The following is a 22,819-nucleotide window of genomic DNA, read 5'->3' as shown; positions in this document are numbered from 1 at the left end:
CCTTAGGTGTCCGCTCTGGATCTGGTTTATGGTTATCAGCAACAGCTGGTTGCTCGGCAACAGCGGGTTTTGAATGTAAAAAAGCAAGCTTCGGCGGGTTCTTGAACTTCGCCAGATCCATTTGTTCTCCATTCAGCACCAACATGCCATCTTTCAACGATGCGGCCACTTCTTTGGATTGTTCGATTTCATCTGCAAAACCAAGCTCTACAGCTTCATCAGCCGATAGCCACGTTTCCGCGTTCATCAACTCGACAATCTTTTCGCGAGTTTGTCCTGTCTTATCTTCGTAGGCAGCAATGATAGATTCTGCTATAGCATCCAGATCATCAGCCATCTTTCGAAAGTCCTTTGCATTACCCTCGCCCCATGTCCATGGATCGTGAACCATCATCATGGCATTTCGTGGGATTCGTATAACATCGCCGGCCATGGCAATAACGGACGCGATCGATGCTGCTAATCCGTCGATATGAACGACAACTTTGGCTTTATGCCGCTTCAACATAGAATGAATTGCTTGTCCAGCAAACACATCGCCACCGCCGCTGTTAACGAAAACGTTGATCGTCTTCACATCTCCCAAACCGTCCAACTCTTCTTTGAACTTTTTAGGTGTGACCACATCACCCCACCATGACTCGTAGCTACTAATACTCGAATAGATGAATAGATCACCTGATTCGCCATTATCTGAAGCTTTAAAGGACCAAAACGGCTTTTTAACTTTTGGCATTCTTTTACTCACCTCCCTTGCCAGCGTTATTTTTGTTCGCTGCTATAGCAGTGGGAATCATTGTCCCGTTAACTAAATAAGACTGGCCTTCAGTTCCACCAATTGGGTTCATGTCTTCCATTTCAAGCCACTTATCGGCGTTGATTATGCCGTTTTGGCGCATGGTAGCAAGCCCTTCTTGTCGTGATTTGTAATCACCACGAAGTAAAGCAGCCACATTGAACTTCGCATAATATCCAGCACGCCGCTCTGCTGGGGTAAACAATTTCCAATTGAGTGTTTTTTCCCAAGCTACTAGATACGGAACCAGTGAATATTGCACGAATTCTATCGATTGCTGCTCGATATTATTGTTTGTGCTGCGCTCAAGGTTCGCGATCATGTGCGGAGGCACGCGAAATAACCCGCATATCTCATCGCGGGTAAATTTACGTGACTCTATGAATTGCGCTTCCGATAAAGGCATTGGAATTCTGCTAAACTTAGCTCCCTCTTCCAAAATAAGCGGCTTCCAGCTATTAGCCAGCCCCGCTCCTTTTAGATTAAGGTCTTCTTTTAGTCGTTCATATGCTGTATCGCTCATTGCTGCCGGATACTCAAGTACACCGCCAACGTTCATACCTTGACCATAGAAGCGCGCTGCAAATTCCGATGCTGCCATTCCTACACCAATGGACTCAGCTCCCATATAGACCGGAGAATAGCCCACTAGCCCATCAAAGCCAAGACCAGGTACATGGAAAACCATATCAGCAGGGAATACTTCGGATTTTCCTCTATCCATAATGCGGTATTTAATCTTCTGGTCCGACTGATCACGGAACGGCTTACAATCAGTCCACGGTACCGGGTAAATATCAATCGGCAGACCACGTTGATTCTTCGTTATAACTGAATAACAATTACCGGAGATGACCTGACTCGCTATTTGTTGCTCACGCCAGGTAACAGTAGTCATCTCATCATTGGGCAAAAGATATAATAATTCATGAAGCGGATGATCAAAAGCTTTGTCAGACCCACCACCCTTTCGCTCTTTATAGACGTTGAGCGGAAGTGATGCTATTGTTTCGGACAATACCCGCAAACAACTGTAAACCGTTACGAACTTCATTGCTGTTTCTTCATTTACATCCAGCCCCGTATTGCTTCGGCCTGTCTGAATCCTTTGACGGACCTGTTTGTCGAAATCGTCCATCGAATACGATTCGCCTTTAGCGACTACTTTTGATAAAAACCCCATTAATCTCAATCACCACCTTTCTGCTTTTGCGGGAAGCCTACCCATAGCAACAAGCCGCCGCATACAATCCATGCTGCTGGCGGATAGATGGACCAAATACCATATCCGAGCATAAAAAAACCTGCCACAAGGCAGGACTCTCTAGCGAATGAAATATAGTCGAATTCTTGTTTAGATGTTTCTTCCTTTTTCACAGCTTTCGCATCCCCCTTTCATAAACTGATTTCTTCGGCTTCGGTCTAAGCATTGCGCGGGTATGAGCATTCATTAGCGCTGCAGCTGGGTCAATACGAAATTTCGATTTTGATTTATCAAGCATTATGTTCTCGTTATGGTCAATTCGTTTTTCAACAGCATTACTCATGGCGAAACCGAGAACTGGGTTATTATCATGAATGATTTCTTTATCAAAAACACATTCGCGGAAGTTCTTTGTCGGCTCTGACAATACGTTAATACGCTGCCCAATCTCCACTAGCGTATAGCCTTCATCCGTCAATTCCTGAACGATCAAGCCGGCAGACCACTCATCATAGCAAATCTCTTGTATCTTCCAATCATTACTAGCTGCTTTTTCCAGCATGTAACGTTGTACGGCCTTGTAATCGACTACTGCACCCTCAGTACTTGTTATCCATCCTTGATCGACCCAAACGTCATAACGGACGTTGTCGCTCGCTATTTTAGCCTTAAGTGTTTCTTCTGGCAGGAAAGAGTGTGATAACACTGCAAAACGGCCATCATCAAGTGGAAATTCAAAAGAAATGCTCGTAAGGTCAATCTTTTTCGATAAATCCATACCAACAAAACATGTTCTTCCTCGTAAATCAGGAAATGGATTCTCTTCACTGGCGCCGCATTCTCTCCATTTATCCATTGGCATATATCCGTTGTCACGCTGATCCAGCCAGATATTGAAGTTCTTGGTCCAAACGTTACGGCGATCACCTGGCTTGTCTCGCGCAGTTTGCAATTGCGATCGCAAATAACTCATGCCCTCGGGAGTTCTCGCAAGCAGCGGATTACATTTAATCCAATTTCTTTCGTCTTCGATCTCTTCAGGTGAATCCATTTGAGCAATATAAGCGAAATATTCCTCATTAATCAGGGAACCATCAAGGACCTGATTGCAATAGTCGTATTCATCAAAACACGGACCATTAATGTCATAACCAGCTGTTGTAATTATGAACAGAAGCGGCTRCCGCCTCATCCCCATACCAGAAACAAGGACATCATACATATCACTGTTTGGATGGGCATGATACTCATCGATTATACCTGCATGAGGATTGAATCCGTCCATGCTCTTTGTTTCTTTGGACAAAGGAAGCATTTTGCCGCCATTTGTTTTATGCAGCATCTTATTGACACGCGTATAAATTTTCTTCTTTAGCTTCTTGCTGCCTTTAACCATCTTCTCTGATGCATCATAGACAACCTTTGCTTGCTCTCGCATCGTTGCTGCTGTGTATATCTGTGGTCCACCCTCGCCGTCAGCGGCGAACATATAAAGGCTGACGACTGATAAGGTAGTAGATTTCGAATTCTTCCGAGCAACCTGCTCATAAGCTTTGCGGAAGCGCCTCATCCGAGTAAGTTGATGAACCCAGCCAAATATGCTGCCGACTATAAACTGTAAGAAATCGTCCAAGATAATTGGATCGCCTTTTTTTACATTCAGACCATCCTCGATATGTCGGCAATACTTCTCAGCAAAGTCAAATACTTTATTCGCCTTGGATTCGTCAAAGACGTATTGAAATTCTTCTGTGCCCTGCCGCTCTAAATCTCTTAAATGACGCTCGCATGCTAGAATGACATATTTGCCCGCGACAATACGCCCTTCGACAACGTCAAGGGCATATTGCGTAGTTGGATGGACCGTCGTTTTAATCGAGGTCGTCATCCTCATCATCCTCGTTTACTTCTTTCGGTTTTGCTAAACGAGCGCGAGCTGCAGGTGATAATCCGAATTCAGAACAAAATGATTTGAATTGGGTAGCGTACTTTTGGGCGATAGCAACATTCGGGTTAGCAACCTTGTTAACTGCTCCAATTGAGTTCTTATGTTCAAGAACCAAACCATCTTTTTTAATCGATGCGGATGCTTTTACATACTTGGAATAAGCATCGCAAGCAATGGCGAGAGCATATGTGTCGACATTAGTTATTAAATCGAGATCATACAACTCATCAGCGATTGCTTCCCACATCTTCCTTCCAGTCGCATCTAACCAAGTTGGCCGAACTATGTTATCATTGGCGGGTTTGATCGCTTCTTCCGCTTCCTGCATAGCTTCAATTTGTGCTTTCGATAGTTTCGATTTATTACCATTTGCAAGGTGTGCAGCTGCTGGTTTTTTGGGAGCGCCCGCCACGTTCACCACCGCCTTCCTTTACTTTTACCAAGGGCTAGGGCTATTTTCCGTATTTTTTATGTGCGTGAGGGGCACACGGTCTCAGAAAGCCAACTCCCAAAGGATTTGACCTCCCCCTGCCCTTTTGGGATCTTTTTCAGACAAGAAAATAGAGATTAAAACATAACTCCTTAGAATAGCATTCCGAGCTTCTAGAGATGCACAAAAATAGACGCCATATTCAGCGCCTAATCGGTACAGCCCGTTACGATCTCAATCTCATGCGTGGTTTCACTGTCATACGAAGAACGAATAGTTATTGACCTCACTCCTCGCAATTCCTTACCATCCTGATACATCCTTGGAAGTCGTTCGCCCTTCTCTTGAATGAACAATAGAGATGGACGAAATTTCTCTACAACATCCTTGATTAAAGGCACCATTGATTCTTTACTCATAATTCATCGCACCTCCGATACGCCTGTCCCACGGCTTCATATTTTCTAGGTTAATGTTGTTTACAATACAGAAGCCGCTACCTTCTTCACTACGGATACCCTTCAACGCAATAATGCGATTACCTCTGCCGATCAGCTCGCGCCACTTCTTAAGCTCTTTATCCGAAAGACAATCAGCAATAATGATTTTATTAGTCCAGTGATATGGAATCGATGTAGTGCAACTTATTACTTTAATGCCACACTCTTCGTAGTATCGTTTCATCAGATTAAGTGCAAGGATTACCACGTTCTCATTCTCTTGAGCGAACTGCATTGCTGCAATTGAAGCTCCTTCCTTTCGATTGTAATAGACAACCTGGAAAGGGTACTCATCAAGCATCGCAGCTTTAATCCTATATTCAATCGACGGTGGCGGGCTTAGCACAACATTCTCATCTCTAAACACGTTCATTCCTCCTCATTTCATGACAGCTAACGCAACTGACATTTCCTTTAATCCAGCTAAGCGTATGTGAAGTGCCGACATGAGGATAAACGATCTCACGTCGCTGGCCCTCATGTCCGCACTTATATATGACTGTTAATATCTGCACCTCTGGCCTGCTGATTGTTGGCTTCTTCTCTTTCGATAATTTAGCCATTATCTTTTAATCACAGTCACAGTATTACCTACCGAATTACCCAAGTAAAACGATCCTGATGTTTGTCCATTCGGGACGCTCATTTCAAAAAACAAACCACTATCCTTTAACAACTCCGTAATATCCTTGGCAGTAAATCGAGCTAAAGTAAGAGTCACCACTTCGAATTTAGTCACTTTCGGCGCGTAAGTATTATAGTCAACCCATTGCCAATCTTCGCATGTAGTAACTTCCGTTAAAACATTCTCACATTCAACATTAATACCAGCTACTTCAACGGTGCAATTAGCAGTCTTAAGTGTCGTCCAAGTTTTCTTTCCAAGCGGCAATATAATTTCAACCCCTTTCAAGGCAATAAAAAAAGCCGCTCCATGTGGGCGACTTCGAGTATTTCAACTTCTCCATTTCCAAAATTTCAATGTCTTATTTGGCAATTGCATCAAAGCCCAATTATATAACCTATAATCAAGAGCTTCTTTTCTACGTCGTCGGCTACTACTAAGAAAAAAATTTTCAGTCAATGCTAACAAAATAGAAAACGATAAAGCAAAAATAACCAAGATACCCTTCCATAATTTCAAAATATCGCCCCCCGCATCACATTTCGACAAACGAAAGGAAATTCCTTCACTTCAATGATCTATCTGATGAATGAGTGACGAAGTTCAAAATCATGTGTAACGCTTCGCTTCACATTAACTGCATGGTACGCCGTAAAACGGCGATTGTATTAAAAGCATACGTACTTTGTAACTTTGGAGTAAGAACAACGACATTATATCGATGCCACTTTTTGGAGTCAAACTTTCGTTTAACGTTTTTTATGATGAAAACACCATCATACTCATTCACATTTAAAAATACACATGTTTATATCATTTTTCGATAGAATCATTAACGCCCAAATCCGCCATCATATTTGACCGTCTTAATATTATGATGCGTTTCACAGAGCGGCTGCCAGTTGGTAACATCCCAGAACTTTTCCTGATCTCCTTTATGAGGAATGATGTGATCGACCACAGAAGCAGCTACAATCTTTCCATCGTTCTGACAATGCACACACACAGGATGTTGTTTCAAGAAACGTTCTCGCGCCTTATTCCACTTATGATTGTAGCCCCTGCTATGTGCACTACCACGACGCTGCTCAGCTACTTTCTCCAAATGAACATGAGCCTCGCAATATCTCTCCTGTGTAAGATTTGGACACCTGGAAGAGCGACAAGGCTTTAAAGGTTTACTAGGCACTTTCCCGCCTCCATTCTACACACCACTTGGCTTAATCGTAATAGTGCCCGTCATAACAGTTGAAACATTACCTATCAAGTCCGTTAGTTCGGCTTCATGATAAAAGCTCCCGATCAAATCTAATGTATCAGCTCGCTCAAGCCTTATATTGAATATACCGGCTGCAGCATCAGTTATTTTAATACCTATTGGTGTTTCCCGAAAGATTGTAAAATCCCCTTTGACTGCACGTTTCATCACCCACTTGATAGTGCCGCCAGTCAGATCAGTGTCAGCGACTGGAACATCGATATCCATCGTATCCCCAGCGAACATTGTGAAATTTTGATTTGTCTTCGCCACTATGTTTCACCTCGTAACTCAATTCTATTTTTCCGAACAGCTCTCAGTTCAACCTTAAGTATTCGAGATGCTTCAAGCTTTACGACTTTCACAATCGTTTTATCTGGATCAAATGAAGTTATAAAAACAGAATAATGAATTGAGCGCTCGCTAAATATGAACTGCTTCACCGTGAAAGGAACACCCACGTTTTTCACAATTGATTGACGAATCAGAAATATCGCAGATTGATTTTGATATATCCTTTGCCTTGATGCGTGAGTCGTCTGCCTTACACTCCAATTCACTATCCTAATGGCCTGCTGATTTATATGGGATGCGATGATCCCGATTCGCATCGGGTAACTTATTACAAATGGTACATATTCATTAAATATACTTTGAAGTGTAATGTTATTTACTGTTCTAATAGCAAATAACGCCTGCTTCGTCGCCACAGCGCTTGTTTGATTCGACCATATCGTTTGTTTACTCGCTGAAGCTACTGACCTGATCGTTTGAATTACCTGCTTCGTCCCATTCGCAATCAATTGATTTGTGTATATTCTTTGATGTGTCGAATAGTTGTAAGATACATCCAAACTACTATCATTACCCCACGTTCCACCTATGAGCTGCGCATGATTTCCGTTTCCCGTTTGGTCGTTAACTGTACCTGTTGACAAGTCGTACCATCCGGACAATACCTCAAGCTTAAGAACCTTAATATCGTAAATTATACCCTTTACAAATTGTGAGCCGGAATTGGTAAAAAAGTAACACGGCCCGTTCGGCCCGGTATTGATTCCATCCTTTAGAACTCCGCGTATGGTAATTCTTTTGTTCAACGGTATGAACGGTGTGCCACTTGTCACTAGTACACCGTCTACGTAGACCTCTTTAAAATCAGCGTGATACGCTACATTCATCGTGGTGCTTGTGAAATTTATAGCTCTGCCGCCGATGTTGATGAACTGCATCCAATCCGTTCTAACTTCGATATTGCAATCGATGATAAATTCCGTGACGTTAGAAGGCTTATTTGCTAGAACGGTTACTTTATCATCGACGCCATCCATTTGAAGATAGTAAGGCATATTCTACCTCCTGTACTCTTCTTCAATCACACAAGGCTGCGCTGTCGGTTCGTCATGCGTACATTGGTGCCAATCTATCCAGCCGCCCCACTTATCTACATAAAGCTTTAAATTATCAAATAGAGCAGTCTTGTCAGCCTCATTATTCACCCATGCTTCAAAAGTGAAATTATTAGCCCCCATATCGTCCATTATTTCAGCAGTAATTAGCCTCCACAGCTGATATTTGTTAATCTCTGCGATTATAATCAGCGCACCGTCAACCGTGTGTATTTCTCCGCGAATAGAGTTTTTCATACTATACCGCGTATTCTTTGCCGCTGACTGTCAGCTTAATATCTGTTTTATTCTGTGTGTCTCCCACAGCAGGAGTTGTTACTTTCATCCAAAATGGTTTAGCTACGTTAGAATCGGAGATGTTCGCTAGAGCGAGAGCTGCGCCGCCTGCAAGAAACGTTCCAGCTAATCCGGCATTGTCAGGAGCTAGCTGCACCCATGACGATTCATCGGTACTCACTATGTCAGTTGGCTTGATTGAGACTGTATCGTAACGCTTAGTCGCTTGATCATTGAACAACCAAAGCTGCACTGTTACTGCAGAACCGGTGATAGGGTGTTCTGTTGTAATTGGATTTGTATCAGAAACAATGTCCGTCAAACCTACGTTTTTCGATATTTTAAGTGCCATTACTCATATCTCCTCTTTTTTGGGCAAAAGAAAAAGCCACTCAAATGAGTGACTTCTCCTTCTTAGATTGTTTTTTCAATAAAAGCATCAGAATTGAAATCTTGTCTTATATGCTCGGTTGCCCAACTGATAAGTAAGCATAACCCATTGTTTTCAATTCCCCATTTTCGTCTCTCATCACCAGCTCGAACTTCCCAAAGTTCATACATAAATTCGTGAATATAACTACGGTGTCTCTCTTCAAACATGCTAAAGTCCGCACCATTAGCATCGATTGGGAATTCACTTTCTATCCAATCAATCACATCTTTTCGCTCGATGTGCTCGTGCACTTCTGCAATGGTCCTGATTGACCCTTTATCAAGTAGAACTGAAATTTCTTGAATAAATTGAGTCAATGTTGTTGATTTTCTCATTACAATCCACCTCCCCTTTCCCAATCATTTCGACAATAGGAAAGGATTTCCTCTTTTGGTGTCGAAAGAACTAGAAATAAAGGAGTGGTCGAATGAAAAGAAAGAAACAGAAACAAGGTCGTATTGATATTAAAACGTCATTACTTGTCTTAGTTGCCTTAGCTGCAATCATGTACTGGTTCGTAGCCTATTTTTCTCCTAATGCATTCGAGCATATGAATGAAAAAGCTAAAAACTTTGAGGTGGGTTGATATGTTTAAATCAGGGTTCTCGCTAACCACTGACGCTCATCTTTTAGCTGCGATGTTCAACAAAACACCCGTTGTTGCTTACCAAGATAATGAAATCATTGATTACGGCGGAGTTATCCAACAAATTCATCCAAACACTATCAAGATCAATGGGATGCACTACTTGAAAGCCAATTGTGACTTCAAGATTCGCTAAGCGGCTTTTCATAATTATTTGATTTAAAAAGCCATCTTTGCGCTTTAAAAGCAGCAAGAATGGCTTCTTGTTATCTTTATGAATTCATTCTTCAGATACAAAGCGCTTTGGATAAATAGGAGTGATTTTATATATTTCATGTCTCGGCAGCCAATCTATGCTACTACCGAATGTCACCTTTACATAATCAGTAATAACCTCGTCCTTGACAGCCTCTAGCAATCCTTGATACGTCTCCGATGTATCAAGTTCAACTACTACTATGTGACCTAAATAATCATCAATTAACACTGAAACGCCTCCTCTTGTAAGAGTGTTCAATATTAATCATCATTCTCCTCTTAGTTAGCTGAATCAAATTTACCGTTATATAAATCATCCAGCAGATGCGTCAGCATGATCTTTTTAGCGACCCACATTAGAATCATGCCGCTATCTATGCTCTTCGCCTCATCGTAGCCGTCAATCTTCAACCGCAGCAGCTCAGCGTTATTTTCAAGATGCTCGATTAATTTTTGGCGATCAATGTTCAATCTGAGCACCCTCTATGTCCCTGATCTGAAACCATTCACCATCAACCATAAAACGTCCCTGTAGTTGATCCACGCGATCTACGATGCCGTTAACCTCAAGCTCTTCAATCTCGTGAAACATCTTAAGCTGGATTGGCTCTCGTCTTTCCAACGATTGAGCGACCACCCTCGAAATATCTTCCCACTCTTGTTCATCAAGATAAATTCTAACGCGTTTCTTTTGTTCTTCAGCCAATTGATTGATTCTCACTTTATGCTCAGGTAGCATCATCCTACTTGCTTCCCACATACCATTACCGGTTAATTTATTCGCCATAAGAGCACCGTCCTTTTGAACTAATATTCATATTATATGCGAACAAATGTTCTTAAATACAGTCTTGACTTTTTTATTTATAAGCGGTCTACGAGAATCGAACTCGTTTTAATGGATTGGAAATCCACAGCACTACCAATATACCAAGACCGCATATGAAGCGCACCGTTTCACAATCGTTGGTCGTGTCGTATGCGCTATGTTCGTGGGCAAGGATTTGCACCTTGCAAGAAAATATGCTGCTGTTAGTCGGCACTGTATAAACAGGACATGGGTTAATATTTTCAGCAGTTTATCGACCGGATAGGTGTTGAGGTGTTTACCCGACTTCTCTTAATACCTATCTCATACCCACAGCCGTTCCTTTACCCTAATCATGCGTTTACCTATTCCGCCACCACGTATTAAAAGCAATTGCCCCGTAGTTGTGTCACCAGGATGATGGTGCCTCCTCGTCATGATCTCGGTAGCCGACCGAACCTGCGGAGCTGGCTGGTGAAAGTCAGCAGACGTCCAGATCAACTGCCCTTCAAGCGTCGTCGCCAAATCCAAGCTGGATTGTTCGACAAATTAATAATGCACATCACTAGACGCTCTAGAATGCCGTTTTAAGGACTGTGACTTTAAGTGTCCTGTTACAAGGCAAAACACCAAACACACGTTCCTATGACAAACCTGAGCGTCAGGTGAAGAGATAACCGATCACCTCCAACAACAATTGCATCAACTACATTTGAAGTATGYGATCTCAAGTGAACCAAAAGAATAGCATACCCGCTGTGGTACCCTTGCGGATTTTAGGAATCCTTATGGCTCAAAGCCTGCCTATTGCCGGAATGGGTATGAATGTGTGTCGGGTGCGACTCTTGTTTGCTCTCTTACTTATAGGTGGCAGGTGCATGACAAGAAATGGCTCTTTTAACTTTAAACTTTCGATTATGTTCCATTTATAATAAATAATTGAAATTATCAAGAAACTATATATGTAACGACCAGCCATGTACGGCCGGCTCGTCGTAGCGGATATCCGCGACCATACCGTTTGTATCAACGATATGGTTTCAACCTATTCCGCAACAGGTCCATAGCGTTTCGCGCTCTTCAGGCGGTTATTTAACCAATGTTATTGTAAGGGCTACTAAACTAATGACCAACGCGGCGATGCTAATAACAACGGCTGCTGTCAATATTTTGGACGTCTTCATATATCCATCCCCTTTGTGATATAATTTTAGAGAAAGAAACAGCACCCTTGTATTTCACCATCCCCTAGGCCAAGGCTCCTTTCGGAGCCAAGGTTTCGGGCACTCCTTACTGGTTGAGTGTAATGATGAGGGCGATTGTCGAGTTTATCAGGCTAATGATTGCACTCACTAGCGTGATGATTACTACTCGATTTTCAATCTGCTGTTTCTTTTTCTTTTTGGCCATCTTGTTCACCTCCTTCCTTATATTCTTATTATACAACACATTTCGTTGACTGTCAACGTATTTCGTTTATTAAAAACTAATTTTGTTGATTTATAACGAGATTCGTTGTATTATCTTTTTGAGGTGATAAAACATGCTAAAGCTAAAGCTGGATAGAATCATGTTTGAAAAGAAATACAATACGAAGCAACTCAGCGAAGAAACCGGTATTCGCTGGAACACCATCGACGACTTGGCAAAGAACAGAGCTAAGAACTGGTCGCCAGAATCACTAAATAAGATTATGATCGCCCTTAAAATCGAAGATATCAATGAGCTGATTGAATACGAAAAAGAGCAGGAGGATTAACCCTCGCTGCTCTTTTATAAAATAAGTTATTCTGTACTAACCACGAGTAGTAAATCCTATTGTCCTATCAAGAGCTAGTGCCGCACTTTCCTGAGCTGTTGGCAGCAAATGAGAGTAGACATTCAATGTGGTACTCACTGTCGAATGTCCGAGCCTTTGAGATACAATCCTAACGTCCTCACGCTCATTAAGCATGATGCTTGCGCTTTGGTGCCTTAAGTCGTGATAGGTTATTCTAGGCTCATGCTCCGGTTTAAACTTATCACACATCGTATACCACGCAGCCAAAACCTTTGATGCTCTTGCTGGAGTCCCCTTACTGGAGCATACAACAAGGTCGTTATCTTCATACCTCTCGCCCAGTTTTTTCTTCTCAGATTCCACAAAATCCCTATGCTCTTCTAAAAAGGCAATAGTCAAAGGTGACAAACTAATAATACGGATACTGCTTTCATTCTTAACGCCTTTAAATGTGACTTTATCCTTTCGCAAACTCCTACGCACTCTAATAAGGGAACGTTCAAAATCTACGTCAGACCATTTAAGACCTAGCACCTCACCTTGCCGCATTCCTGTCATTATTGCTATAAAGAAAGCGATCCAATGGCGTGTTGTGCCTTTACCGTTAGAAAGCACATACTTCACTGATTCATTACTCCATATTTGCCGTTCTTTGCGTTCTACCTTCGGCTTTTCATCCTTTGGTATTTTTGAAGCAGGATTACTTTGTATTATTTCCATTGTCACAGCCGAATTCAGTGAAGCACTGACTGTCGAATAAATTCTTTTTACAGCTTGATCCCCCAATTCTTTTTTTCTAAGTTCTGCAATAAATTTTTTAATGTCCAAAGGAGTCAATTTTGATAAAGCAATCTTTCCCAGTATAGGCTCGATATGATTAGTGAAATAAGAATCGTACAAATCCTTAGTCGATCCAGCAATTCCGTTCCCGTGTATTTCTTTGATTGGTCTGTTATCTAACCAATCTCTAAAATACTTTCCGTAGGACAACTTGGCAGGCTCGATATACGTTCCCTTATCTAATTCGGTAGACAAAGCTTCTCTAGCTTTTTTCGCCTCAGTGAAAGTCCTAAACCCTCGCTTAGTAACTCGTTCCCCATTAACCATGACTTGAAACCACCATGGCTTACCATTTTTCACGCTATCGTTATAATTTATTTTGTCCTTAGACTTCTTTTTGCTCTCCTCTGAAGCTTTAACCAAGCAATTCACCCCTTAAGTTATGCTCATAGGTGATATTATAGGCATTTTGCATCAAATTTGCATCAAAAATATTTACACAACAAAAAAACCCTTTATTTATAAGGGTTTTAGGTCAGGTACATTTACCCTTCAATGTTTGTCACCCCTCCTTGCGCGGGTTTTTATGGTTTAACAAGGTTAAGGGATACAGTCAACTTATACTATGAAGGGGCGATACCATTGGTGCTGTTATGAAGGGAAAATGGGCTCTGCTGCCCATTATATTTTTGCATGAATGATGAGCCGATGCGTGGGGTTTACAATGGGATCACAGGTGATCAAAGTCAGCAGCTTATCTTTATTGTTGTAATTTAGAACAGATACATCTGTCGGATCTACAATGGATACTTTATAAACGGTGTATGTGAAGCTTTCATCTTTTGTATCCACGACGATTTTATCTCCGACCTCAACTTCCCCAAGCCTATTAAACAGCCTTCCCTTAGAGCGCATCCGATGGCCAGCTATAGCTGCGTTGCCGACTTTGCCTATTGCTGTTGTTTCCTTTAAGTGAGCTGTAGCCGATTTCATATTCTTCTGGGTGGCTCCCTCAACGACAGGCAGCTTAAGCTTTATTTTATCAATCTTAATCGTTGCAATGGGTGCAATCTTCTGTGCTTTTGGCGCCTCTGTAGGGGTTGCTTCTGGTGTAGCTGCATCCGTCGGTGATTGAATCGGCGTCTCGGTCGCTGCGGATTGCTCGTTGAAAAGATCCGTTAATTGCTCATACTGCTGCTGCGCTTGCTGCTCTGCGCTCACATCAAAGCTCGCCTCATCCCAAGTAGCCATCAGCTTATCCTGCTGACGGTTCTCGTACCATTCATTCGCTTTTGGATAGAGCAATATGAGAATACCTACAATCACTAATGCATAAGAGAGTATTCTTTTCATTTTTCCCCACCTTCCGCTAGCTGGCCTCAGTCTGTGGTCCTTTCGCCTCGAAAACCCATTTCTTGCTTCCGTAAAAGTTAAGCGCAACGGTTACCACCGTTACAATCAGCTTTGAGACGACCTCATTCAAACCCCACCACTCGTTCAAGGCCATAAGCAGCAGTAAAGTAATACCTAGTATGATGCCGTTCCATACGATGAATCTCATACCTCTATTTAGCTGCTGCGGGCTTGTAGCTTCATTTTCCCTCTTCCTAAAAGTATATCGGCTATTTAGCACATAGCTGTTAATCATTCCAGCTCCGTATGCGATCATCTGTGCAAGCAAATAATACGCTCCAAACCAAATGAGGAGTGAAAACATAAGAAAATCGATTAACGTATTAAGAAGTCCAACTAAATTGAACTTTACAAATTGTGCGATGAATCCTCTAGCTGCTCGTTTTGATGTTGCGTTAGACATATTTTTTAACCCGATCTTGTTCAGCAGACTCTGAGGATTGATTGTCTTCTTTCGCAGGAAACCCCTGAGCTTCGCGAACGATGTATAAAGGGCGGTTTTTGGATTCTTCATAAATCCGGCCAATATATTCCCCGATTATACCTAAGAGCATCAATATAATGCCGTTAAACAAAAGATTCACTGCCACAATGGAAGCCCAGCCAGCAATCGTGGTGCCCGTAAACAGCTTCTGGAATATAACGACTAACAAATACAAGAAGCTCGTAATTGATAATGTAAAGCCAACATAAGTGGCAATTTTCAATGGTTTATAAGAGAAGGAGGTTATTCCGTCTATGGCAAAAGAAATCATTTTTTTCAGCGGATATTTGGTTTCGCCTGCAAAACGTTCTTCCCGTTCATATTCGACCATCGTCTGACGGAAACCGATCCAGCTAACCAAGCCGCGAACGAACCGATTTTTTTCCTTCAAGCCGCGCAGCACATCGCATACCTTCCGGTCAATCAAACGGAAATCCCCCGTATCTACGGGAATATCCACATTCGTTAAGCTGCGCAGCGTGCGATAAAACAGCTTAGCGGTTATTTTCTTGAACATCGTCTCGCCTTTGCGCTTAAGACGTTTGCCATAAACAACCTCAAAGCCTTCCTTCCATTTGGCGATCATATCGATAATGACCTCTGGAGGATCTTGTAGATCCGCATCAATGACGACGATCGCATCACCCTGCGCATAATCCATCCCCGCTGAAATCGCGATTTGATGACCAAAATTACGTGAAAAATTAATCATTCGGACATTTGGATCGAAATCGCAGATCATGGAAATTAATTCAACCGTACGATCTTTACTTCCATCGTTGACGAAAATAAGCTCATAACACTCGTTCGTGCTGTCCATGACCAGCTTCAGCCGCTCGTACGTATGCTCGATAACCTCTTCTTCGTTGTACATAGGAACGATAATACTGTATTTTACAGCCGATTGTTTCATCCAGATACCCCTTTCTTCAAGCAAAAACGCCTTCGGCGTCCTTAGACGCTGAAGTAGCCTTGACGGTGAAATATAAGATAAGTATGAAAAAACGATATACTTTCTTATATTTTAAAATAACCAGCTTGGGAACCAGCGCAGAACATGCTCTACATACCAGGTCTTTACAGTCATACCGGATAGCGCAGGATAGTACATCACAAATAACAATATCGCTACTGCCACAAAAACATTTCGAATCAGCTTAAAGTTTGGCCGTTTCTCTTCGATTATTTTAAACATATAGACCAAGCTCAGAATAATGAACGGCACCATTGCAAAATAGTGATAAAGGAATGTAAGACGTGTTACAAGCATCCAAGGCACGTACTGTGCTAGAAACGCGATCCATATCGTATACATCGCTTTATCTTTTCGCTTGATACTCATCCATATCGTCGCTGCCATCGCAAAAATGCCTGCCCACCAAATAAGCGGATTGCCCATCGCTACAATTGTGGATTTCATTCCTGCTGCCATATTGTCCCCTGAGTAATACCATACCGGCCTCTTCATGAACGGCCACTCCCACCATGAGGATGAGAATGGATGCGTAGATACCAGCTTGCTATGATAGCTGAACATATGCTTCTGGTAATCAACTAGACTTTTTAAGGTATATCCTTCATCCATTACTGTCAGCACGGGAATGTAGGATAACGCATAAATCACAAGCGGTATAACGATATAAAATACGAGACATACAGCAAGCGTTATGATCGTATAACGAGGAAATACGTTTATAATATGCTGCAGCTTGTCTTGGCTAAAGCCAGACTCTTTTTTGTTCTCTTTCAGAACTCGCTTGGCAGCTGCATACTCCTTATAACGTTCAAATAAAGATAAACCGAGCATAATAGCTAAGCCTGCGCCCCCATAAAGCACAATCCATTTGGAAGCTACACCGATTCCAAAAAAGAGACCTGCTAAAAACAACGGCAGCAAAGTAACACTCAGCTTTACCTTGTAGAAGCTTAAGGAATAATATTTGTGCATAAGATAAAACATCAGCATAATGAAAAACACGCCGTAAACGTCAATCGTTGCAATTCTAGTTTGCGTAAAATGCATAAAATCTGCTGCTAGCAAGGCAGTCGCCACACCCGCATAAACAGTCGTTTTAAACAGCCTTCTCGCGAATACATACATTAACGGCAGCATTGCAATGCCAAACAGCGTACCGGCAATGCGCCAGCCAAACGGATTAAGCCCAAACAGCTTAATACCGATCGCAATTATAATTTTGCCAAGCGGTGGATGCGTATTCTCGTAAGCTACAATATGCTCCATATGCTCATAGGCAGTACGGGCATGATAAATTTCATCAAAATAAGATCCGTTCATATAAGTCGCTTCATATTTCGCGCGCTGCTGTTCATCAAAGAGCAAAGGTACGCTGCCTCGTTTGGCATCCTTCGCCTGTTCATCATTTATTCCGACGATTGATATCGGTATTTTGTTGCCTTGCTCGTAAATAGCCATCTCATGCATGGAGAAGCCTGTTTGAACCGTCGTAAGCTTCACATACCGAGCTGCGAGCGCCGCGGGCTGACTGTTCCAAGTAAATACAGCAACATGGCTGCTGTCGATTTCCATGAGATTGTCCCAGTCGGTCCCATTTTGACTAAATTCATATTTGTATTTTCCTGTTCCAACTCCGCCAAAGCTGTTGATGCGATCAAGCTGCTTAACCTCGCCCAAATCAACGTAAAAGCTTTGACCAACGGTCGAAGGCTGCCATGCGGTTGTCGGCCCCTTCATCTCGCCAAGCTGGAATAGCGCGACGACCGCATAAATTAGCGTAATCGCACCCATCCATATCCAATCCTTGCGTACGAGTCGTTCATTCTCTTGCTTCACTCTTGAGATCGCTTCAGCTTTGAAAGCTGTTAGTGTCTTGTGATCCGACTGCTTGCGTTCTTCCTCCAGCAGCGGGGTGATAGACTTCAATCTTCCGCGTGCATAATTATCATATCCGATATATAACAAGTAAAGCATCAATCCAACATTTGCTAACGAGCACAATAGAACAATTCCATTAAAAGGCACGTTCGTGCTCACTTTGCTGTAGTCAAGCACATAAGCAATATTGATGAAGCTCGTCAAGCTAAATCCGAAATACACCATCAACATCCTGCGATCGAGCGATTGTATAAAAGCAAAGATTCCAAGCAGCATTACTGGGAACAGGTAACGCTCATGCATCTTCGTTACACCCATAAATACGACAACGATAAGCACCATCGCTATAAAATAAGAGCGCTTGGACGATTCATTGTCTCGCTTTAACAGTGCAAAAAAAGCGGAAATCGCTACGGCTGCTAATATGAAGATCGTCCCCCATGTTTTGAACGAAAACAGCAGCCACGTATCCGTAATCGGCTTCCAATTCGCATCGCTTAACGCATAGAAGTTGAATGCATTTAGCGTCGCGTACGGATAAGAGGACAAGGTTCCTGAATAGAGCTTAATGAGGCCCGACAAGCCGCTGTTGCCCCAGAAGAAAGGCAAAGCGAGCAATATAAACGTAGTGAAGCCGTAAAATGCGCTGACCGGAATCTTCTTCCAATCTTTGCGATATACGAACCACAACAGCAGCACCGGCATGAATATAAATGCCTGCGGCTTAATAAGCGCTGCAATAGCAAACAAAACCGAAGCGCGCTCTATTTTATTTTCGACCAGTCCATGAATAGCCAGCACGAGTGCCAGCGCAAATATCGAATCCACTTGTCCCCATGCGGCAGAATCCACAATAATAGCTGGATTGAATAAGAAAAGAAGCGCTAATCCTAACGCTATCGAATAGCCTGCTTTCTTCTTTCCTATTTGGACAATGAAATAAGCAGCAGCCAAATCGGCTAAAATCGCCGGGAGCTTAAATAGAAGCATTGCCGCATTTGATCCTGAATCTAGCGACAGCATATCTTTTATTAAACCTAATACATACAGAATATAAATATAGCCGGGAGGGTAATCTACAAACATTCCCGAATGGTAAAATCCAGAAAGCCCCTGCTTCGCAGCTTGGTCAGCCCAAGCCATAAACAAAGCGATGTCATTCGCATAACCACTGCTTGAAACAGCAATCCAAAGCCGCAAAATTAGCGCGCCGAGGAACACGAATACAAGAATGGTTTTATGTAAATGTTGTTTCTCGTCAAGCCAGCTTCGATCTCGAAACAGCTTCTTATAGATAAGTGCAAAAAACAAGGTGAACAGCGCACCAAACAAAATAAGTGGAAGGACTGAGCCGCCCGAAGTCGATGCTTCAGTTCCTTGGCTTGTCTCCGTAGGGACTAAGCTGAACACCTCTGCACCGGATGGCGCCTTAGATACTTTCTCCACACTGACGTCATCAAAATAGGCTTTCCCGGTATTAATGCTCCCGTATCCGCCTAAACTAGCGCTGAACGTAATACTCTTCTGATCCTGGCCCGTCTTCGCATAAAACTCAATGTACGCCCATTTTCCATTTGTATCCTTCACTTCAGGATAAGTTACTGCTACGCCTTCAACGAAAAATAGAGCCCCTGTTGCATCCAAGCCTACTTGTTCCGTCTTCACGTATCCAGAAAATTTATATGTTGTTTTTGGTTTTACTTTTATCGTCTGTGTCCACCGCGAGTGATTAGCTTGCTTGTTCTCAAGCACGGCTGAATAGGTTCCTGTATGCGCTTCGGTATTATCAATCGTATACGAAGTAATTTGCTCTTCCTTCAAATACGCATCATGCGACCAATCTGAAGGCGCTCCCTCCGCAACATTTTCAAAACCGGCATTGTTAAGCAGATTGCTTGCTGCGTTTGATACTGCCGCTGGCCATAGAAGGGTTAGGAGAAGGATGGTTATTGTAGCGCGACTAAACATATTCATCATCGTTCCGATTTCCACCTCATATTTGGAATAAAGTTGTCCATTTTATAATGAAATACAACTTAACTCTATGTGATATTAACCTCATGGTCAATGAAAAAGTGAAATTTCCACCGCTTTTTTAGCACGACGGAAAAGTCGACAGCGATAATAAAAAAGCATCCCTAATGGGATGCGCGAAATGCCACAATGGAATGCATGTTTTTCTGCATGCAAGCACTCTCGATTCAGCTTGAGGATGGGGGCAGCATACCACCCTTTCCATCGGCTATGCCTACGATTTCTGATGGTTTTCTTATATCCGCGACAACGATATCGTTTTTCTCGCCGATCATGCCTCCCGCCACATAGCTTAGGTAGAGATGAATACAAATCGCTGCACTTCAGCCTTAATCGCATTGTCTACAAAATTCAGCGTGCCCAAGCAATATAATTGAGGCAGAAGCTCGCCATAAATCAAATAAAAAGCAAACATCCAGCTTCCGAGGAGCAGCAGGCTGTCGATGATGGATAAGACCAGCATCCTTTTGCTAAATGTCATACGTCCATTCCGCTCGTCATCTCTGTTTGTACTTCCACTAAAGTAAGCTCCGTTAAAGCGGCTATGCTGTAGCTTGTAGTCGACTCCATTTCCAAGCAATCCCCGGGAGCGACGTTTAGCGGCTTGCCATCCACAATCGCTACGCCTTTGCCGGCTTGAACGGTCCATATAACCCTTCGAGAGGGCAATGGACCCGGAACATAATGCTCCCCTGTATGAACCACAATTTTTTTCACGAGCGTCTCTCGGTTGTCTTCCAGCTTAAACACGTCCAAAATGCGATACCAGCCCCAGCGGAGCTCCTCGTACATCAATCGCTGATCGATAGGCTGCATCATTTCCTTAATGCGGGGACTCGCAGATTTATCGGAAACGAGAATGCCATTCGGACTTGCTGCTACAACAATATTCGATAAACCAAGCACCGTCACCAAAATATCCAATTCATTAAGCACATGCGTATTGTTCGAATCGTCGCTTATAAGACCCTGCCCAATTACATTCGTATCCATTTCCTCCGTCAGCGTGTTCCATGTGCCGAGGTCCTTCCACTCATTTTCATATGCGATGGCTCTGAGCTGCTTCGCTTTTTCCAACACTTCATAATCAAAGCTGTTTTTGGGCAGCGCAGCATATTGACGGGATAATTGTTGATAGGAGGTTGGGTAATTTCGATCGCGCAGAAGCGAGAGCAAATAATCAAGCTTGAAGGCAAACACGCCGCAATTCCATAGTGCACCATTGTCTATTAACTCCTTGGCAATCAGCGCTGGCGGCTTCTCGACAAAACTTGTAATCACGATGCTATTATTAGTCTGTGATGCGAGATTCATAGGAGATGGAATCATATAGCCATATTTCTCTGAAGGATAAGTCGGACGTGATCCGATTAAAGCAACCTCCGCATTCGTTCCTCTCAAAACCTGCTCTAATTCCTTGATCTTTTCGAAAAAATCAGCATTTACATAGGGATCTACAGGCAGCACGCATACGATCTCGTCCTTAGAGGCCTTCACTATTGAATTCAAATAAGCGGAAACCAAAGCAATAGCCGGAAAGGTATCTCTTCTCTCCGGTTCCACGATGATCGAAACTTGGTTGCCAATCTGGCTTCTAATCAAATCCACCTGAGAGGAGCATGTGGCGATATAGGATGAAGCCTCAAGACCAGCCTCTTGCAGCTGTCTCCACACCCTTTGAACCATCGATTCTCGTTCGCCGTTCTCCCCTTTGAGCACCTTTAAAAACTGCTTCGTTCGCGAGCCGTTCGAGAGCGGCCATAATCGTTTGCCGGAGCCTCCCGAGAGCAGAATTATTTTCATTAGCCTCGCGCTCCTTTTAATGCATTCATATCCTGCATAACCATTTCTTTAACAAGCGCTTGAACATCATATTTAGGTGTCCACCCTAATTGTTTCTTTGCCTTCTCAGGACTTCCGAGCAGCAGCTCAACCTCGGTAGGCCGATAATATTTGGCATCCACGGCAACAACCTCCTTGCCGACCGGAAGCGAATAGGCTGGATTATGGCATGCCTTTACATAGGCCACTTCGTCTTTCTTTTCCCCTTTAAATGCTATTTCCACACCGATCTCGGCAAAAGCAAGACGAACAAACTCTCTAACCTCTGTCGTGTATCCTGTTGCTATGACAAAGTCTTCCGGCTCGCTCTGCTGAAGAATCAGCCACATCGCCTCGACGTAATCTCTTGCGTGTCCCCAGTCTCGCTGCGCATTTAAATTTCCTAAGTAAACCTTGTCTTGCAATCCATGCGCGATGCGCGCTACCGCTTTTGTAATTTTGCGTGAAACGAATGTTTCTCCCCGCAAAGGACTTTCATGATTAAAGAGAATACCGTTGGATGCGAACATGCCGTAGGCCTCGCGGTAGTTTACTGTGATCCAATAGGCATACAACTTGGCAACTGCATAAGGACTGCGGGGATAAAACGGTGTTTTCTCATGCTGTGGAATTTGTTGAACAAGCCCGTAAAGCTCAGATGTAGAGGCTTGATAAATTTTTGTTTTTTGCGTAAGCCCAAGCAGTCGTACAGCTTCCAATATGCGCAGCGTTCCGATGCCATCTGCGTTGGCTGTATACTCTGGCGTATCGAAGCTGACATGAACATGGCTCATCGCTGCCAAGTTATAAATTTCATCCGGTTTCACCTGCTCAATAATTCGCACTATGTTTAAAGAATCCGTTAGGTCTCCATAATGAAGAAAAAATCTTTGTTCATTAATGCTGGAATCATTCAACAAATGGTCGATTCTTCCGGTATTCGGCAGAGAGCTTCTTCTCTGCAATCCGTGTACAATATATCCCTTATCTAACAGCAATTCAGCTAGATATGCGCCGTCTTGTCCCGTAATCCCTGTTACAAAAGCAATCTTCAAAGCATCTGCCCCTTCCCTATCATCCCAATTAGTAACATAGTATGTCTCTCAAACGAATTGGTATGGA

Annotated in this window: 30 protein-coding genes and 1 tRNA gene; 4 read left to right on the top strand and 27 right to left on the bottom strand. The window is 42.9% G+C overall.

What is annotated here, in order from left to right; translation table 11 throughout:
* From AB4Z17_RS08630 to AB4Z17_RS08565, 14 genes are all read right to left on the bottom strand, one after another.
* The coding region (locus AB4Z17_RS08630; protein ID WP_441959278.1) for a head maturation protease, ClpP-related at nucleotides 1-736 on the bottom strand (736 nt) is incomplete at its 3' end.
* Between the two features lie 4 nt (nucleotides 737-740).
* Nucleotides 741-1,979 (bottom strand): phage portal protein, encoded by a 1,239-nt coding sequence (locus tag AB4Z17_RS08625; RefSeq protein ID WP_441959276.1) that lies wholly within the window; start codon nucleotides 1,977-1,979, stop codon nucleotides 741-743.
* 5 nt (nucleotides 1,980-1,984) lie between these two features.
* Nucleotides 1,985-2,173 carry a hypothetical protein gene (locus AB4Z17_RS08620; protein WP_441959274.1) on the bottom strand — a complete coding sequence of 63 codons (189 nt, stop codon included), beginning with the start codon at nucleotides 2,171-2,173 and terminating at the stop codon, nucleotides 1,985-1,987.
* Nucleotides 2,170-3,888, bottom strand: coding sequence for a terminase large subunit (locus AB4Z17_RS08615; RefSeq protein ID WP_441959272.1), 1,719 nt, complete (start codon nucleotides 3,886-3,888; stop codon nucleotides 2,170-2,172). The genes AB4Z17_RS08620 and AB4Z17_RS08615 overlap by 4 nt, the downstream gene beginning before the upstream one ends.
* On the bottom strand, nucleotides 3,872-4,366 hold the full coding sequence (locus tag AB4Z17_RS08610; RefSeq protein ID WP_441959271.1) for a phage terminase small subunit P27 family: 495 nt from the start codon (nucleotides 4,364-4,366) through the stop codon (nucleotides 3,872-3,874). The genes AB4Z17_RS08615 and AB4Z17_RS08610 overlap by 17 nt, the downstream gene beginning before the upstream one ends.
* Before the next feature lie 221 nt (nucleotides 4,367-4,587).
* Nucleotides 4,588-4,797 carry a hypothetical protein gene (locus AB4Z17_RS08605; RefSeq protein WP_441959270.1) on the bottom strand — a complete coding sequence of 70 codons (210 nt, stop codon included), beginning with the start codon at nucleotides 4,795-4,797 and terminating at the stop codon, nucleotides 4,588-4,590.
* A complete protein-coding gene (locus AB4Z17_RS08600; protein WP_441959269.1) occupies nucleotides 4,790-5,251 on the bottom strand; it encodes a hypothetical protein in 462 nt (153 codons plus the stop codon). Before AB4Z17_RS08600 ends, AB4Z17_RS08605 begins: the two co-directional genes overlap by 8 nt.
* A gap of 189 nt (nucleotides 5,252-5,440) precedes the next feature.
* Nucleotides 5,441-5,791 carry a hypothetical protein gene (locus AB4Z17_RS08595; protein ID WP_441959267.1) on the bottom strand — a complete coding sequence of 117 codons (351 nt, stop codon included), beginning with the start codon at nucleotides 5,789-5,791 and terminating at the stop codon, nucleotides 5,441-5,443.
* 544 nt (nucleotides 5,792-6,335) lie between these two features.
* The gene (locus AB4Z17_RS08590) at nucleotides 6,336-6,608 is read right to left on the bottom strand and encodes an HNH endonuclease (RefSeq protein WP_441959266.1); all 273 of its coding nucleotides are present in this window, start codon (nucleotides 6,606-6,608) and stop codon (nucleotides 6,336-6,338) included.
* Between the two features lie 99 nt (nucleotides 6,609-6,707).
* Nucleotides 6,708-7,034 carry a hypothetical protein gene (locus AB4Z17_RS08585; RefSeq protein WP_441959265.1) on the bottom strand — a complete coding sequence of 109 codons (327 nt, stop codon included), beginning with the start codon at nucleotides 7,032-7,034 and terminating at the stop codon, nucleotides 6,708-6,710.
* On the bottom strand, nucleotides 7,034-8,110 hold the full coding sequence (locus tag AB4Z17_RS08580) for a hypothetical protein (protein WP_441959263.1): 1,077 nt from the start codon (nucleotides 8,108-8,110) through the stop codon (nucleotides 7,034-7,036). Before AB4Z17_RS08580 ends, AB4Z17_RS08585 begins: the two co-directional genes overlap by 1 nt.
* A gap of 3 nt (nucleotides 8,111-8,113) precedes the next feature.
* Entirely contained in the window at nucleotides 8,114-8,407 is a 294-nt protein-coding gene (locus AB4Z17_RS08575) for a hypothetical protein (protein WP_441959262.1), read from the bottom strand.
* Between the two features lies 1 nt (nucleotide 8,408).
* Nucleotides 8,409-8,798 (bottom strand): hypothetical protein, encoded by a 390-nt coding sequence (locus tag AB4Z17_RS08570; protein ID WP_441959260.1) that lies wholly within the window; start codon nucleotides 8,796-8,798, stop codon nucleotides 8,409-8,411.
* Between the two features lie 62 nt (nucleotides 8,799-8,860).
* On the bottom strand, nucleotides 8,861-9,214 hold the full coding sequence (locus AB4Z17_RS08565; protein WP_441959259.1) for a hypothetical protein: 354 nt from the start codon (nucleotides 9,212-9,214) through the stop codon (nucleotides 8,861-8,863).
* Between the two features lie 92 nt (nucleotides 9,215-9,306).
* Here AB4Z17_RS08565 and AB4Z17_RS08560 point away from each other — a divergent pair, with 92 nt between their 5' ends.
* A complete protein-coding gene (locus AB4Z17_RS08560; RefSeq protein ID WP_441959257.1) occupies nucleotides 9,307-9,465 on the top strand; it encodes a hypothetical protein in 159 nt (52 codons plus the stop codon).
* A 1-nt stretch (nucleotide 9,466) separates the two neighbouring features.
* Nucleotides 9,467-9,661: a hypothetical protein gene (locus AB4Z17_RS08555; RefSeq protein WP_441959256.1), complete on the top strand. Its 195-nt coding sequence runs from the start codon at nucleotides 9,467-9,469 to the stop codon at nucleotides 9,659-9,661.
* 84 nt (nucleotides 9,662-9,745) lie between these two features.
* Here the strand turns inward: AB4Z17_RS08555 and AB4Z17_RS08550 are convergent, their stop codons facing one another.
* The 5 genes from AB4Z17_RS08550 to AB4Z17_RS08530 all read right to left on the bottom strand — a co-directional run bounded on the left by AB4Z17_RS08550 (nucleotide 9,746) and on the right by AB4Z17_RS08530 (nucleotide 11,062).
* Nucleotides 9,746-9,952 carry a hypothetical protein gene (locus AB4Z17_RS08550; protein WP_441959254.1) on the bottom strand — a complete coding sequence of 69 codons (207 nt, stop codon included), beginning with the start codon at nucleotides 9,950-9,952 and terminating at the stop codon, nucleotides 9,746-9,748.
* 50 nt (nucleotides 9,953-10,002) lie between these two features.
* Nucleotides 10,003-10,194 (bottom strand): hypothetical protein, encoded by a 192-nt coding sequence (locus AB4Z17_RS08545; RefSeq protein ID WP_441959253.1) that lies wholly within the window; start codon nucleotides 10,192-10,194, stop codon nucleotides 10,003-10,005.
* Nucleotides 10,184-10,465 (bottom strand): YolD-like family protein, encoded by a 282-nt coding sequence (locus AB4Z17_RS08540; protein ID WP_441959252.1) that lies wholly within the window; start codon nucleotides 10,463-10,465, stop codon nucleotides 10,184-10,186. Before AB4Z17_RS08540 ends, AB4Z17_RS08545 begins: the two co-directional genes overlap by 11 nt.
* A gap of 127 nt (nucleotides 10,466-10,592) precedes the next feature.
* A tRNA-Gly gene (locus AB4Z17_RS08535) sits at nucleotides 10,593-10,663 on the bottom strand.
* A gap of 192 nt (nucleotides 10,664-10,855) precedes the next feature.
* Nucleotides 10,856-11,062, bottom strand: a complete 207-nt coding sequence (locus AB4Z17_RS08530; RefSeq protein WP_441959250.1) for a hypothetical protein — start codon at nucleotides 11,060-11,062, stop codon at nucleotides 10,856-10,858.
* Nucleotides 11,063-12,074: 1,012 nt separating this feature from the next.
* Between AB4Z17_RS08530 and AB4Z17_RS08525 the strand changes: the two genes are divergently transcribed.
* Nucleotides 12,075-12,290, top strand: a complete 216-nt coding sequence (locus AB4Z17_RS08525; RefSeq protein ID WP_441959248.1) for a helix-turn-helix domain-containing protein — start codon at nucleotides 12,075-12,077, stop codon at nucleotides 12,288-12,290.
* A 36-nt stretch (nucleotides 12,291-12,326) separates the two neighbouring features.
* Here AB4Z17_RS08525 and AB4Z17_RS08520 read toward each other — a convergent pair whose 3' ends face one another.
* From AB4Z17_RS08520 to AB4Z17_RS08500, 5 genes are all read right to left on the bottom strand, one after another.
* Nucleotides 12,327-13,514 carry a tyrosine-type recombinase/integrase gene (locus AB4Z17_RS08520; protein WP_441959246.1) on the bottom strand — a complete coding sequence of 396 codons (1,188 nt, stop codon included), beginning with the start codon at nucleotides 13,512-13,514 and terminating at the stop codon, nucleotides 12,327-12,329.
* A 258-nt stretch (nucleotides 13,515-13,772) separates the two neighbouring features.
* Entirely contained in the window at nucleotides 13,773-14,444 is a 672-nt protein-coding gene (locus AB4Z17_RS08515; protein WP_076270221.1) for a class D sortase, read from the bottom strand.
* Between the two features lie 16 nt (nucleotides 14,445-14,460).
* Entirely contained in the window at nucleotides 14,461-14,907 is a 447-nt protein-coding gene (locus AB4Z17_RS08510) for a GtrA family protein (protein ID WP_441959244.1), read from the bottom strand.
* Nucleotides 14,900-15,901, bottom strand: coding sequence for a glycosyltransferase family 2 protein (locus AB4Z17_RS08505; protein WP_430061252.1), 1,002 nt, complete (start codon nucleotides 15,899-15,901; stop codon nucleotides 14,900-14,902). Before AB4Z17_RS08505 ends, AB4Z17_RS08510 begins: the two co-directional genes overlap by 8 nt.
* Before the next feature lie 111 nt (nucleotides 15,902-16,012).
* Nucleotides 16,013-19,819, bottom strand: coding sequence for a phospholipid carrier-dependent glycosyltransferase (locus AB4Z17_RS08500; protein ID WP_441959242.1), 3,807 nt, complete (start codon nucleotides 19,817-19,819; stop codon nucleotides 16,013-16,015).
* Nucleotides 19,820-20,005: 186 nt separating this feature from the next.
* On the opposite strand from AB4Z17_RS08500, the gene AB4Z17_RS08495 reads away from it, so the two are divergent.
* Nucleotides 20,006-20,167, top strand: coding sequence for a hypothetical protein (locus AB4Z17_RS08495; protein WP_441959240.1), 162 nt, complete (start codon nucleotides 20,006-20,008; stop codon nucleotides 20,165-20,167).
* Between the two features lies 1 nt (nucleotide 20,168).
* On the opposite strand, the gene AB4Z17_RS08490 is transcribed toward AB4Z17_RS08495, so the two are convergent.
* From AB4Z17_RS08490 to gmd, 3 genes are read right to left on the bottom strand one after another with little or no spacing between them, the layout of a single operon-like run.
* Nucleotides 20,169-20,357 carry a hypothetical protein gene (locus AB4Z17_RS08490; protein WP_441959238.1) on the bottom strand — a complete coding sequence of 63 codons (189 nt, stop codon included), beginning with the start codon at nucleotides 20,355-20,357 and terminating at the stop codon, nucleotides 20,169-20,171.
* Nucleotides 20,354-21,679, bottom strand: a complete 1,326-nt coding sequence (locus AB4Z17_RS08485) for a sugar phosphate nucleotidyltransferase (RefSeq protein ID WP_441959236.1) — start codon at nucleotides 21,677-21,679, stop codon at nucleotides 20,354-20,356. The genes AB4Z17_RS08490 and AB4Z17_RS08485 overlap by 4 nt, the downstream gene beginning before the upstream one ends.
* Nucleotides 21,679-22,752: a GDP-mannose 4,6-dehydratase gene (gene gmd / locus AB4Z17_RS08480; RefSeq protein WP_441959234.1), complete on the bottom strand. Its 1,074-nt coding sequence runs from the start codon at nucleotides 22,750-22,752 to the stop codon at nucleotides 21,679-21,681. Before gmd ends, AB4Z17_RS08485 begins: the two co-directional genes overlap by 1 nt.
* Between the last annotated feature and the right edge of the window lie 67 nt (nucleotides 22,753-22,819).

The organism is Paenibacillus sp. TAF43_2 (assembly GCF_052113545.1).
Taxonomy (GTDB): domain Bacteria; phylum Bacillota; class Bacilli; order Paenibacillales; family Paenibacillaceae; genus Pristimantibacillus.
This window is presented reverse-complemented; position numbering and strand designations above follow the sequence as displayed.